We start from the raw sequence: 11,795 nt of genomic DNA, 5'->3' as shown, positions 1-11,795 counted from the left end.
AGACACAGCATAAGAAGAAGGGTTTCAACGGATGGCAAGTGGAGGTCCCTGGGGCGGCGGTGGCGGCTCGGGCGGAGATGATCGGGGCAACGGACGCGACGACGATCGCAGACCGGCCGGGCAAAGGCCCGCGAACGGGGGCCCTCAGATTCCCGAGATCGATGAGATCGTGAAGAAGGGGCAAGAGCAGCTGCGCGTTCTGATGGGCGGTCGCGGCAAAGGCATGGGCAACGGCGGGGGCGGCGGTGGCCGCGGACCTTCCGGCCCGCGCATGACCAAACAGGGCATCGCACTGGGGGCCTTGGCCGCCGTGGCCCTTTGGGGCTTCATGTCGTTCTATACCGTGCGCCCGGAAGAACGCTCGGTCGAGCTTTTCCTTGGTGAATTCTCGACGATCGGAAGCCCGGGCCTGAACTTCGCGCCTTGGCCGCTGGTTACGGCCGAAATCATTCAGGTGACGAACGAACGCACCACCGATATCGGCGTTGGCCGCACGGGCGAAGATGGCGGGCTGATGCTGACCCGCGACCAGAACATTGTCGACATCGGGTTTCAGGTCGTCTGGAACATCAATGATCCGGCAGCCTTCCTCTTCAACCTTGCCGATCCGGCAGACACCATCCGTGCGGTGTCGGAATCGGCCATGCGCGACATCATCGCGCGCTCGGAGCTTTCGCCCATCCTCAACCGTGACCGGGGCGCCATCGCGGCCGACCTGCGCGCGGCGGTGCAAGGCACGCTTGACAGCTATAATGCCGGGCTGAACGTGATCCGGGTGAACTTCGAAAAGGCCGATCCGCCGCGTGAGGTGATTGATGCCTTCCGCGCCGTGCAGGCCGCGCAGCAAGAGCGTGATCGGTTGGAGAAAGAGGCTGATGCCTATGCCAACCGTGTGACCGCAGGTGCCCGCGGTGAAGCCGCCCGCATCGTGGAAGAGGCCGAAGCTTATCGCGCGCAGGTCGTGAACGACGCTGCCGGTGAAGCCAGCCGCTTCCTTTCAGTCTACGAAGAATACGTCAAGGCGCCCGAAGTGACGCGCCGACGCATGTATCTGGAAACGATGGAGCGTGTGCTGGGCAGTATGGACAAGGTGATCTTGGACGGCGTTCAAGGCGGCGAAAACGGTGGGCAGGGTGTTGTGCCATTCCTGCCCTTGAACGAGCTGGGGCGTCAGTCTTCGACCGCCAGCCCTGCCGCAGCCACCAGCACCGGAGGGACCAACTGATGAAAGCGCAACTTCTTCTGCCGGTGGCGGTTGTTCTCGGGGCTGCAGTCCTGTCCTCGCTGTTCATCGTGGATGAGCGTGAAAAGGCACTCGTTCTGCAATTTGGTCAGGTCAAGCAAGTGAAAGAAGAGCCGGGTCTTGGCTTCAAGATCCCGCTGATTCAGGAAGTCGTGAAATACGACGCCCGTATCCTGGGTCTGCCGACCCAGCCTCTGGAAGTCACCCCGCTCGATGACCGCCGCCTTGTGGTGGACGCCTTCGCCCGTTGGCGGATCACCGATCTGGTCGAATTCCGCGAAGCGGTGGGGGTGGGCGGCATTGATGCGGCTCAGACCCGGCTTGATCGTATCCTGAACGCCGCCATCCGCGAGGTGCTGGGTGCTGTGCCGTCAAACCGTGTTCTGTCCGAAGACCGGACCGCGCTGATGAACCAGATCCGTGACCGCGCGCGGGCGGAATCGGGGGCCTTGGGGATTGAGGTGATCGACGTTCGCCTGACGCGCACCGATCTGCCCGAGCAGAACCTTGCCGCAACCTTCGCCCGGATGCGGGCCGAACGTGAGCGGGAAGCTGCGGATGAAATCGCCCGCGGGGGCGAAGCCGCGCAGCGGGTGCGGGCAACCGCGGACCGGACTGTGGTGGAACTCACCTCCGAAGCGCGTCGCATGGCCGAAGTGGCCCGCGGTGAAGCCGACGCCGAGCGCAACGGGATTTACGCCGAAGCCTTTGGTCGTGACCCGGAGTTCTTTGCATTCACCCGCTCGCTCACCTCGTATGAGCGGGCACTGCAAAGCGGCAACTCGTCGATCGTCATGCAGCCGGATAGCGAGTTCTTCACCTATCTGCGCAGCGATGTGGCCCCGGCAGACCGTGGTGTCGCGCCTGCGGCGGCCCCAACGCCCGCCCCGGCCGCCCCGGCGCCGACCACCGCGCCGTGATCTGGATCGTTCTGGCCCTTGGGCTGGTCGCCGTTGCCGAGGGGCTGGTGCTTGCACTGGCCCCTTCGCGTGTTGAACAGGTGCTGGCGATGATGGCCAACCTGTCGCTCGAAACCCGCAGGCTGATCGGTCTGGTGTCGCTGGCGCTTGGCGCGACACTGATCGCCTTGGTGCGCTGGATCGGGCTTTAGCGGCACACCGTCAGATCCGGCCCCCCGCCGCGCCAAGGCCCCAGATCCTGCGAAACGATACGCCCGGCCGCCAGCCGCACGGCAACCGCGCGCGACCAATCGGCAGAGGCCAACACAAGTGACGCCCGACCAGCGCACGTCTGAACGCCGCCTGAAATCCGGTCATCGCCGATACGATGGTTCGTAAACCCCGGCGCCCGCGCGATTTCGGTCAGCTGATGGCCCTCCAGCCGCAGAAAGACCAGTTCTTTGGCCAGATGAGGGCGGTCGACATAGGCAATCTCGATCCGGCCATCGCCGTCAAAATCGCCCCAACCGGCAGGGGCAAGCCAGCGATGCGGCTCCCCGATATAGGGCGTCGCTGCGCGCCGTCCCTTTGCATCATAGATGGCAAGTGAAGCTCCGGCGGCGGTCGCGGTTTCCACCACCATCACCTCGGGGCGGCCATCGCCGTCAAAATCGCCCAGACGGGCCGTGACATCCTCGAACACATGGCTCTCGGGAAGCGTGAACCGCACGCGCTGGCCATCGGACAGGGTGAGGTCAAGCCCAGCCCATTCCAGTGCATCGCCCAGAACCGCGTGATCATAGCGGTCGGTCGGAAGTGCCAATGCGGCGCTGACGATGTCTTGCGCTGATGCCGGACCGCTGAAGACCGCGATCAGCGCAAGCGCGCGGCGCATCAGATCTGCTTTTCAGGCATATGCACAACCAGACCGTCCAGCGCATCCGACACCTTGAGCTGGCAGGTCAGGCGTGAGCGGACCGGGTCTGGCTGATAGGCGAAATCCAGCATGTCCTCTTCCATGCTGTCTTTTTTCGGCAGCTTCTCCACCCATTCCGGCGCCACATAGACATGACAGGTCGAACAGGCGCAGGCGCCGCCGCAATCCGCCTCGATCCCCGGTATTCCGTTGTCGCGCGCGCCCTCCATAACAGTCAGCCCATTGGCCACGTCTACGATGTGTTCTTTGCCGCCGAATTCCACATATTTGATCTTGGCCATGGTCTGTGCGTGTCCTCTATCGCAAATGCGCGTCTTCTCTTGGACATAGGCCAGATTCATCCCGTTTGCCAGAGGCGCGCGCGCCGCAAGCGGTGCCACACGGGGGCAGGGGTTGCCATGCTGCAACGCCACCGCCGCGTTTTTCCGGGCGGCGCTAGGCCGCTCGGCGGGCCTATGCTAGCGTCTTGGCCAACGCCGGGCCAACCGGAGCAGGCAGGAATTGACATCCAGATGATGCGCCATGCGTCCTTGACCCTTTTGGGGGCAGCGATCTGCCTTGTCAGTTGCCAGCAGGCGGCTGTTCCCAAAGCGCCCGGCCGCGCCGATCTTTCGCGTGATCTGGTGCGTTTGACGGAACCGGGTCCTCCCAAAAGCGCCGAAGGCGAATGCTGGGCATCGGATGTGACACCTATGGTGATCGAAACGGTGACCGAACAGGTGATGGTGTCCGACGCCCGGCGCGGGCCCGATGGCGCGGTGATCGCCCCGGCTGTGTTTCGCAGCGAAGCGCGGCAGAAGATTGTGCAAGAGCGTCAGGAAGTGTGGTTCCGCAGCCCGTGCCCTTCGGAAATGACGGTCGATTTCATCGCCAGCTTGCAGCGTGCGCTCAAGGCGCGCGGGCTTTATGTCTTGCCCCTGACCGGGCAAATGGATTTCCCTACCCGGGCCGCCTTGCGGCGCTATCAGGCGGAGCGCGGCCTCGAAAGTGATCGCCTCTCTCTGACGGCGGCGCGCGAACTGGGGTTGGTCACAACCGATGTGAGGCCGCGATGATGGACTTGGCGCAAGCGGCCCGGCGGGAATTGACCCGGCTTTGGGCAAACACGCGCGACGCGGCGCATGATCTTGGGCATATCGACCGCGTCTGGGCCAACTGCGTGCAGATTCTGCCCGATGAGCCCCAGATCGACCGTGATGCGCTGCACATGGCTGCGTTGTTTCATGATGCGGTGAACCTGCCGAAAGACGCGCCCAACCGGGCCGAGGCCGCCGCGCTTTCGGCACAGGTGGCGGCAGACTGGTTGGCGGCGCAAGGCTGGACGCCCGAGCGTATTGCCCGCGTCACCCATGCCATCGAGGCGCACAGCTTTTCGGCCGGGGTCGCGCCGCGCAGTGCCGAAGCGCGCGTCTTGCAAGACGCGGACCGGCTCGAGGCTTTGGGGGCCATCGGGCTGGCGCGGATGTTTGCCGTGGCGGGCGCTCTGGGGGGCGCGCTTTGGAATGCGGATGACCCTTTGGCTCAACGGCGCCCCCTTGATGACCGCGCCTATGCGCTGGACCATCTGGAGGTCAAACTGTTCCGCATCGCGCAAACCATGCAAACTCCCACCGGCCGCGCCATGGCGGAAGAGCGGGCGGAATGGATGGCCAGCTTTCGCTCGCGTCTGCTGCGCGAACTCGGCAGCGGCACCTCGTTTTTCTGATTGCGCTCACCCAACGTAAAACGCGCGGCAGGGGGCTGCCGCGCGTTTGGGTTTTCTGGACTCAGGGAAAAGGTTATTCGATCCCCAGTGCGACAAAGCGCGGATCACCGGCGCGGCGCACCAAAAGCAGAATAGACTTGCGCCCTGCGGCCTCTGCTTCGGTGATCCGGTCTTCCAGATCCTTCAGGCGCACCACCTTTTGCTGCCCGGCTTCGGTGATCAGATCGCCGTCGCGCAGACCTTTGGCATAGGCTTCCGATGCTGGGTCCACTTCACCCACGACCAGACCTTCGGCATCGGCTGGCAGATTCAGCGATTGCTTCAGTTCCTCTGACACCGGGGCCAGCGACATGCCAAGGATTTCCGCTTCCTGAGGCTCTGCCGGGCCGTCGGCGGCGGCGGGGCGCACTTCGGCGGCTTCCGCCTCTTCGCGGCGGCCAAGGGTCACTTGCAGCGTTTCGGATTTGCCTTCGCGCATCACGATCACCGGCACCGCTTCGCCCACCGGGCTGTCGGCCACACGGCGCGTCAGATCGCGGGTGTCACGCACCGGCTGTCCTGCGAATTGCGTGATCACGTCACCGGCGATGATCCCCGAATCCTTGGCCGGACCCTCTGGCACATCGGTCACCAAGGCACCCGACGCTTCGGCCAGACCCATGGCCTCGGCCACGTCTGGTGTGACGTCCTGGATGCGCACACCCAGCCAGCCGCGCCGCGTTTCGCCGAACTCTTTCAACTGATCCACCACTTTGGTGACCACATTGGACGCCATCGAAAAGCCAATCCCGATGGACCCGCCGTTGGGCGACAGAATGGCGGTGTTCACGCCGATCACCTGACCGTCCATGTTGAACAGCGGCCCGCCCGAGTTGCCGCGGTTGATCGCAGCATCGGTCTGGATGTAGTCGTCATAGGTGCCCGAAAGGGCCCGATTGCGGGCCGACACGATCCCGGCCGAGACCGAGAACCCTTGTCCCAGCGGGTTGCCCATGGCCACCACCCAGTCGCCCACCCGGCTCAGGTCCGAGTTGCCAAAGGTGACGAAGGGCAGGGGGGTGTCACTTTCCACCTTCAGCAAGGCGATGTCGGTTTTCGGGTCGGTCCCCACCAGCTTGGCCGTAAGCCGGGTGCCAGAGAAAAACTCGATCTCGATTTCATCCGCGTTTTCAATCACGTGATTGTTGGTGACGATATAGCCGTCTTCCGAGATCACAAAGCCCGAACCAAGCGCTTCCGAACGGCGTGGCGCACCGTTCCCGCCCGGATTGTTGCGGTCCATGAAATCGCGGAAGAAGTCTTCAAACGGGCTCCCCTCGGGCACGATGGGGCCGCCGGCGGCAGGGCCAGACACCACCGCCGAGGTGGTGATGTTCACCACCGATGGGCTGATCTGTTGCGCCAGATCGGCAAAGCTGTCTGGCGCGCGGGCAAAGGCCCCCTGCGCCTGACCCAAGGCCAGCGCGAGGCCGAGACCCAGCGCCATGAGCGTGGCGCGACCACGCGCGCCAAAACCCGGATGGGCAGAATAAGTTGTGGCTTTGGACTGCACTCCCGAACTCCTCTTCGTTTGGACGGCAGGCCCGTGGTGCGAATATCCGCGCCGGGTCGCCAGCAGGCTGTAGCATATCATCAGGTAAGTAGCGCCGAACGCAATGCAAACCCTGTTACGATGTCTCAAAGCCTTGTGATGGCCCCGTGTGCGCGGCGCTCAGCGGTTGCCACGCCGTGCAAAAAGCCCTGCGTCTTCGGCCGCCCGGCGCAAGGCGCGCGACTTGTTGACGGTTTCCTGAAATTCGGCCTCGGGATCACTGTCAAAAACCACACCGCCACCGGCCTGCACATAGAGCGTCTCGTCCTTCAGCACGGCCGTGCGCAGCGCGATGCAGAAGTCCATTTCGCCATTGGCCGCAAAATAGCCGACGCCGCCCCCGTAGACACCGCGCTTTTCCGGCTCCAGCTCGTCGATGATTTCCATCGCCCGCACCTTGGGCGCACCCGAGACCGTTCCCGCAGGCAAGCCCGCCAGCAGCGCCGACAGCGCGTCTTCGCCTTCGTTGATCTGACCCACCACGTTGCTCACGATGTGCATCACATGGCTGTAGCGTTCGATGGTGAATTTCTCGGTCGGATGCACCGTGCCCACCTTGGCAACCCGGCCCACATCATTGCGCCCCAGATCCAGCAGCATCAGATGCTCGGCCAGCTCTTTCTTGTCAGCCAGAAGATCCAGCTCCAGCGCCTTGTCTTCTTCGGGCGTTTCGCCCCGCTTGCGGGTGCCAGCGATGGGTCGGATCGTCACTTCCCCATCGCGCAGCCGCACAAGGATTTCCGGGCTTGCCCCAATCACCTGAAAGCCGCCAAAGTTGAAGAAGAACAGGAAAGGCGAGGGGTTGGTGCGCCGCAAGGACCGGTAAAGCGCAAAGGGCGGCAACTCGAACCGCTGTGCCCAACGTTGGCTTGGGACCACCTGAAAAATGTCACCCGCGCGGATGTAATCCTTGGCCTTCTCGACCGCCTGTTTGTAGCCTTCATGGGTGAAGTTGGAAACCGCCTCTCCCACGGGGGAAGCCTCGCCAAGGTCGCGCTGCGCCGCCGGTGCCCGATCCAGATCGCGCAGGGCATCCATCACGCGCTCGCCCGCTTGCGCATAGGCCGCACGCGCCGACAGGCCGCTGCTGGCCCATGCCGGAGACACCAGCGTCACCTCGCCCTTCACGCCATCCAGCACGGCAATCACCGTGGGCCGCATCAGCACCGCATCGGGCAGGCCCAGCGGGTCTGGGTTCACGTTGGGCAAGTTTTCCACCAGCCGGATCATGTCATAACCCAGATAGCCGAACAGCCCGGCAGACACTGCGGGCAGGCCTTCGGGCATCTCAATGGCGCATTCGGCGATCAGGGCGCGCAGCGTTTCCAGCGGATGGCCGTCCAATGGGTGGAAGGCACCTGCATCATAGCGCGCCTCGCGGTTGATCTGCGACTCCGCGCCATGGCAACGCCAGATCAGATCGGGTTTCATCCCCACGATGGAATAGCGCCCCCGCACCTCGCCACCGGTCACGGATTCCAGCATGAAGGTGTCGGGCCGCGCCTCTCCGAGTTTCAGCATCAGGCTGACAGGCGTGTCCAGATCAGCCGCCAGCCGGACCCAGACCAGCTGATTCTTCCCCGCGTTCCAGTTGCGCTCGAAGTCTTCAAAGCCGGGGGAAAGGATCATCGGAAAGGGCTTTCGGTCTGTGGTGTCAACAGGACAGGTCAGTTGAATTGCGCGTGGACCGCGTTGATGGCGTTCTGGTCAAGGAAAACCCCGGCCTCGTCGGTCAGCGCGTTCGAGAAGAGCAGAAGGGCATCCTGTGCCAAGGCCTGTTCGACCTGAGCCGAGATGGCCTCTTTCAAGGCGGCGACGTCCTCGCCCTCTTGGGCGGCCGCGCGCACCTCATCCAGACGCACGACACCGATGAAATCTGTTCCTTCGATCACCCGCAGATCGCCCGCTTCCATCTCGAAGACGGCGGAGAGCAATTCGGGCGGGGCACCTTCTACAAAGCCATCGCGGGCGATGTTGGCGGTGCGCTGCACGATGCCAAATGCCCCCAGCGAAGCTCCGCCCTCGACCGCTGCCTTAACCTCCACCGCGCGCTCAGACAGGGCGCGGGCGGCGGCATCGGCGGTGGCGGCCGCCAGAACATCGGCGCGCGCGGTTTCAAACGGGATCGGAGCCGCAGGAACAAGTTCGACGAATTCCATGGCAACCACGCCGCCATCGGCGAGCAACACGGCTTCCGGGAAATCGCCCTCTTCCAGTGCAGTCGCCGCCGTCCGGAAGGCAGGATAGGCGGAAATGCCTTCAGGCGCGGTTTCATTGGCCACGAAATCCACGGTGTCCACCGTCATGCCCTGCTCTTGCGCCACCTCGTCCAAGGTGGAGCCGCCGGCAAGCATGTCATCGATGGCCTCGACCCGGTCGGCAATGGCGCGACGCGCGGCGTCGGCCTGAATCTCCACCGCAAGGTCCGGCCGCGCGGCTTCGAAATCGATTTCCTGCGCTGCCAGAATGGCGTTCATGCGGAACAGCGCAGGGCCAAGGGTGCTTTCGAACGGTCCGACAACGCCGGGTTCTTCCAGCGCGAAGACGGCATCCGCCGCAGCGCCAAGATCTTCGCGCGACACGTCGCCCAGATCGATGTCTTCCAGCTCCAGACCGCGCTCTGCCACCAAGGTCTCAAAGGCCTCGCCCGCATCCAGCCGCGCCTTGGCCTCGGCAGCGGCTTCGGTCGAAGGATAAATCAAACGTTCCACCAAGCGGCGCTCAGGCTGAACGAATTCGGCGATGCGTGCGTCATACATCCGGCGCAGCGCCTCTTCGTCGACGGGCTGATCGGCGGCGATCGCGTCGGGCAAGAGGGCAGCGTAACGGATGCGTTTGGCCTCTGGCGCGGTGAAGCGGTCGATGTTGGCCTCATAATAGGCGGTCAACTCTGCCTCGCTCGGTGCGGCCACCGGGGTTTCCAGATCTTCGGCGGTGAGACGCAGCACAGAAAAGCCGCGACGCTCCCCCACCCAGTTGTAAAGCGTATCGGTCAGCGGCGCAGGGGCCACAAAGCCGCCCGCAATCGCCCCGGTCAGCAATTGCCGCGCCAGATCCGACCGCAACGTCGCCTCATATGCGCTTTCGGTCAGATTGTTGCGGTCCAAGGTGAAGCGGTAGGTTTCGCGGTCGAACCGGCCGGCGGTGCCTTGGAAGGCGGGGGACTCGGTGATGGTTTGTGCCACCACGGCATCGCCCACCGACAGGCCGATGCGATCGGCCTCGTTGTCGAGCGCCGCCTGTGCCACCAGCGACTGGAGCACCTGGCGGTCCACCCCAAGGCTTTGCGCCTGCGACAGCGAGACCGTCTGCCCGAACTGGGCGGACAGCGCCGAAAGCTCTTGCTGAAGCGCGCGGGCATAGGTGTTGGTTTCGATCTCGCGGTCGCCGACCCGACCGATGGCGGTCAAGCCACCGCCAAAATTGGTGACCCCAAAGCCGCCAAGGCCGACGACCAGCATCGCCATCAGCACCCAGATCACGATCTGGCTGCCCTTGCCCTTTTTGCGCGGGCTGTTGTCGTCGTCTTTTGCCATCGTCCGCCCCTGTAGAACCTGCTTTGCGACTGTCTATGCGCTATGACATGAGGGAACAAGAGGGCGGGGCGCAAGTCCTCAGGGGCGAAAGGCTTTGAGCCTGCGGAACACTTCGGCAATCCCCGCCGCGTCGACATTGGCAAAGGCGATGCGGATCTGGCGTTTGCCGGCTTCCGAGCCGGGGGGCTGGAACATGGTGCCGGGCAGCATCAGAAGCGAGGCTTCGGACACCAGCCTTTTGCACAAGACATCCGACGCCATGTCGAAAGGATGCGCGACATAGGCAAAATACGCGCCGCATCCCAGCAGTTCCCACCCGTCCAGCGTGGCAAAGCCATCCACCATGGCGCGGCGCCGGGCCAGAATCTCATCCCGCTCGCCCGCCACCCATTGGCCAAGGTTGCGCATCCCCCAAAGAGCCGCGATCTGGCCCAGCTGGCCGGGGCAGATCGCCACGGTGTCGAGGAACTTTTCGACCTCGGCCAGCCGTCCGGCATGCGCCACCACCGCGCCCACCCGGTGGCCCGTCAGGCGGTAGGCCTTGGAAAAACTGTAAAGATGGATCAGGGTATCCGACCAGTCGGGATCACAGAACAGGTCATGCGGGCGGCCACCCAGCTCGACCGAATGGCGGCTGTCGAAATCACGGTAGGTTTCATCCACGATCAGCGCAAGACCATGGCTCCGGCACAGATCGCGGAAGGCGGTCAGCGTTTCGGCGGGATATTCCACGCCGCCCGGATTGTTGGGCGACACGAGGACGATGGCACGGGTGCGGGAGGTAATAAGGGCGCGCGCGGCCTCGGCCTCGGGGATCAGTGTGGCGCCGGTGTCCAGTGCCACGGTGGTGACGCCTTGCATGTCGAACCACATCTTATGGTTGAAATACCAAGGCGTTGGCAGGATAACCTCATCCCCGGCCCCGGCAAGCGTCGACATCACGGCGGTGAAGGCCTGATTGCAGCCTTGGGTGATCGCCACCTGATCCGCCCGGATGTCTCCGCCATAGGCGCGCGACCATTGCAGCGCGATTTCGGCGCGCAAGTCAGGCAGCCCCAGCACCGGGCCATAGAGATGCGCGGCATCGTCCCGCAACGCGGCCTCGGCGATCGCCTGGCGCAGGCCCAAGGGCGGCGGCTCAACAGGCGCAGCCTGGCTGATGTTGATCAGCGGTCGGTCGGCCGGGAAGGTGACCCCCGAGAGCCAACGGCGCGCCTCCATCACGGGCGGTGCCTCGGTGGCGGCCATGGCAGGGTTGAGCGGAAACGTCATCGGTCGCACCTTTGGCTGTCGGCGGAACCGGGGGTTTCACACCCCCGGACCCCCGTGGGATATTTGTAAACAGATGACACGGGGTCTGCGGGCAAGATCAGTCGGTGCCGCGGTAGGGCTGGACATATTGCAGGGCCATATCCCACGGGAAGAAGATCCAGGTGTCCTGGCTGACTTCCGTGATATAAGTGTCGACCTGCGGGCGGCCCGAGGGCTTGGCATAGACGGTGGCGAAATGCGCGTTGGGATAGAGCTTGCGCACCAGTTCAAGCGTCTTGCCGCTGTCGACCAGATCATCAACGATCAGGATACCGGTGCCATCGCCCATCAGCTCATCCTGCGGCGATTTGATCACCCGGGCCTCGGTTTGTGACTGGTGGTTGTAGGATTTCACGCTGATCGTATCGACCACGCGGATGTCGAGTTCACGGCTTACGATCATCGCGGGTACCAGACCGCCCCGGGTGATGCCCACCACCGCTTTCCACGCGCCATTGTCCGGCCCCTTGCCATCGAGCCGCCAAGCCAAGGCGCGGGCGTCTCGGTGGATCTGGTCCCAGCTGACGTGGAAACCTTTTTCATGGGGCAGGCGGTCGTTCATGGCAGGCTCCT

At 64.1% G+C, this 11,795-nt stretch carries 12 protein-coding genes; 5 read left to right on the top strand and 7 right to left on the bottom strand.

Features of this window, described 5'->3' with window-relative positions:
- The first annotated feature begins 31 nt into the window (after nucleotides 1–31).
- From hflK to CUR21_RS01065, 3 genes are read left to right on the top strand one after another with little or no spacing between them, the layout of a single operon-like run.
- The gene (gene hflK, locus CUR21_RS01075) at nucleotides 32–1,225 is read left to right on the top strand and encodes an FtsH protease activity modulator HflK (RefSeq protein ID WP_100195156.1); all 1,194 of its coding nucleotides are present in this window, start codon (nucleotides 32–34) and stop codon (nucleotides 1,223–1,225) included.
- Complete coding sequence (gene hflC, locus CUR21_RS01070) at nucleotides 1,225–2,163, top strand: protease modulator HflC (protein ID WP_369802490.1); 939 nt, start codon at nucleotides 1,225–1,227, stop codon at nucleotides 2,161–2,163. The genes hflK and hflC overlap by 1 nt, the downstream gene beginning before the upstream one ends.
- Nucleotides 2,160–2,354 (top strand): DUF2065 domain-containing protein, encoded by a 195-nt coding sequence (locus CUR21_RS01065; RefSeq protein ID WP_100195154.1) that lies wholly within the window; start codon nucleotides 2,160–2,162, stop codon nucleotides 2,352–2,354. The genes hflC and CUR21_RS01065 overlap by 4 nt, the downstream gene beginning before the upstream one ends.
- On the opposite strand, the gene CUR21_RS01060 is transcribed toward CUR21_RS01065, so the two are convergent.
- Both CUR21_RS01060 and CUR21_RS01055 read right to left on the bottom strand, forming a co-directional pair.
- A complete protein-coding gene (locus CUR21_RS01060; protein WP_100195153.1) occupies nucleotides 2,351–3,037 on the bottom strand; it encodes a VCBS repeat-containing protein in 687 nt (228 codons plus the stop codon). The genes CUR21_RS01065 and CUR21_RS01060 overlap by 4 nt on opposite strands.
- Nucleotides 3,037–3,360, bottom strand: coding sequence for a 2Fe-2S iron-sulfur cluster-binding protein (locus CUR21_RS01055; protein WP_100195270.1), 324 nt, complete (start codon nucleotides 3,358–3,360; stop codon nucleotides 3,037–3,039). Before CUR21_RS01055 ends, CUR21_RS01060 begins: the two co-directional genes overlap by 1 nt.
- A gap of 231 nt (nucleotides 3,361–3,591) precedes the next feature.
- On the opposite strand from CUR21_RS01055, the gene CUR21_RS01050 reads away from it, so the two are divergent.
- Nucleotides 3,592–4,134, top strand: coding sequence for a peptidoglycan-binding domain-containing protein (locus tag CUR21_RS01050; protein ID WP_232622637.1), 543 nt, complete (start codon nucleotides 3,592–3,594; stop codon nucleotides 4,132–4,134).
- Entirely contained in the window at nucleotides 4,131–4,784 is a 654-nt protein-coding gene (locus CUR21_RS01045; protein ID WP_198431576.1) for an HD domain-containing protein, read from the top strand. Before CUR21_RS01050 ends, CUR21_RS01045 begins: the two co-directional genes overlap by 4 nt.
- Nucleotides 4,785–4,857: 73 nt before the next feature.
- Here CUR21_RS01045 and CUR21_RS01040 read toward each other — a convergent pair whose 3' ends face one another.
- The 5 genes from CUR21_RS01040 to gpt all read right to left on the bottom strand — a co-directional run bounded on the left by CUR21_RS01040 (nucleotide 4,858) and on the right by gpt (nucleotide 11,784).
- The gene (locus CUR21_RS01040) at nucleotides 4,858–6,336 is read right to left on the bottom strand and encodes a Do family serine endopeptidase (RefSeq protein WP_369802489.1); all 1,479 of its coding nucleotides are present in this window, start codon (nucleotides 6,334–6,336) and stop codon (nucleotides 4,858–4,860) included.
- A gap of 159 nt (nucleotides 6,337–6,495) precedes the next feature.
- Nucleotides 6,496–8,004 (bottom strand): anthranilate synthase component I, encoded by a 1,509-nt coding sequence (gene trpE / locus CUR21_RS01035; protein ID WP_100195150.1) that lies wholly within the window; start codon nucleotides 8,002–8,004, stop codon nucleotides 6,496–6,498.
- A gap of 38 nt (nucleotides 8,005–8,042) precedes the next feature.
- The gene (locus CUR21_RS01030) at nucleotides 8,043–9,911 is read right to left on the bottom strand and encodes a peptidylprolyl isomerase (RefSeq protein WP_100195149.1); all 1,869 of its coding nucleotides are present in this window, start codon (nucleotides 9,909–9,911) and stop codon (nucleotides 8,043–8,045) included.
- Nucleotides 9,912–9,989: 78 nt separating this feature from the next.
- Nucleotides 9,990–11,183: an aminotransferase gene (locus CUR21_RS01025; protein ID WP_100195148.1), complete on the bottom strand. Its 1,194-nt coding sequence runs from the start codon at nucleotides 11,181–11,183 to the stop codon at nucleotides 9,990–9,992.
- Nucleotides 11,184–11,280: 97 nt separating this feature from the next.
- Nucleotides 11,281–11,784 (bottom strand): xanthine phosphoribosyltransferase, encoded by a 504-nt coding sequence (gpt, locus tag CUR21_RS01020; RefSeq protein ID WP_100195147.1) that lies wholly within the window; start codon nucleotides 11,782–11,784, stop codon nucleotides 11,281–11,283.
- Nucleotides 11,785–11,795: the final 11 nt, after the last annotated feature.

The organism is Pseudorhodobacter sp. MZDSW-24AT, from assembly GCF_002794355.1.
Classification (GTDB): domain Bacteria; phylum Pseudomonadota; class Alphaproteobacteria; order Rhodobacterales; family Rhodobacteraceae; genus Pseudotabrizicola.
Note: the sequence above shows the minus strand (reverse complement) of the source record. Positions and strands in the feature narration are given on the sequence as shown.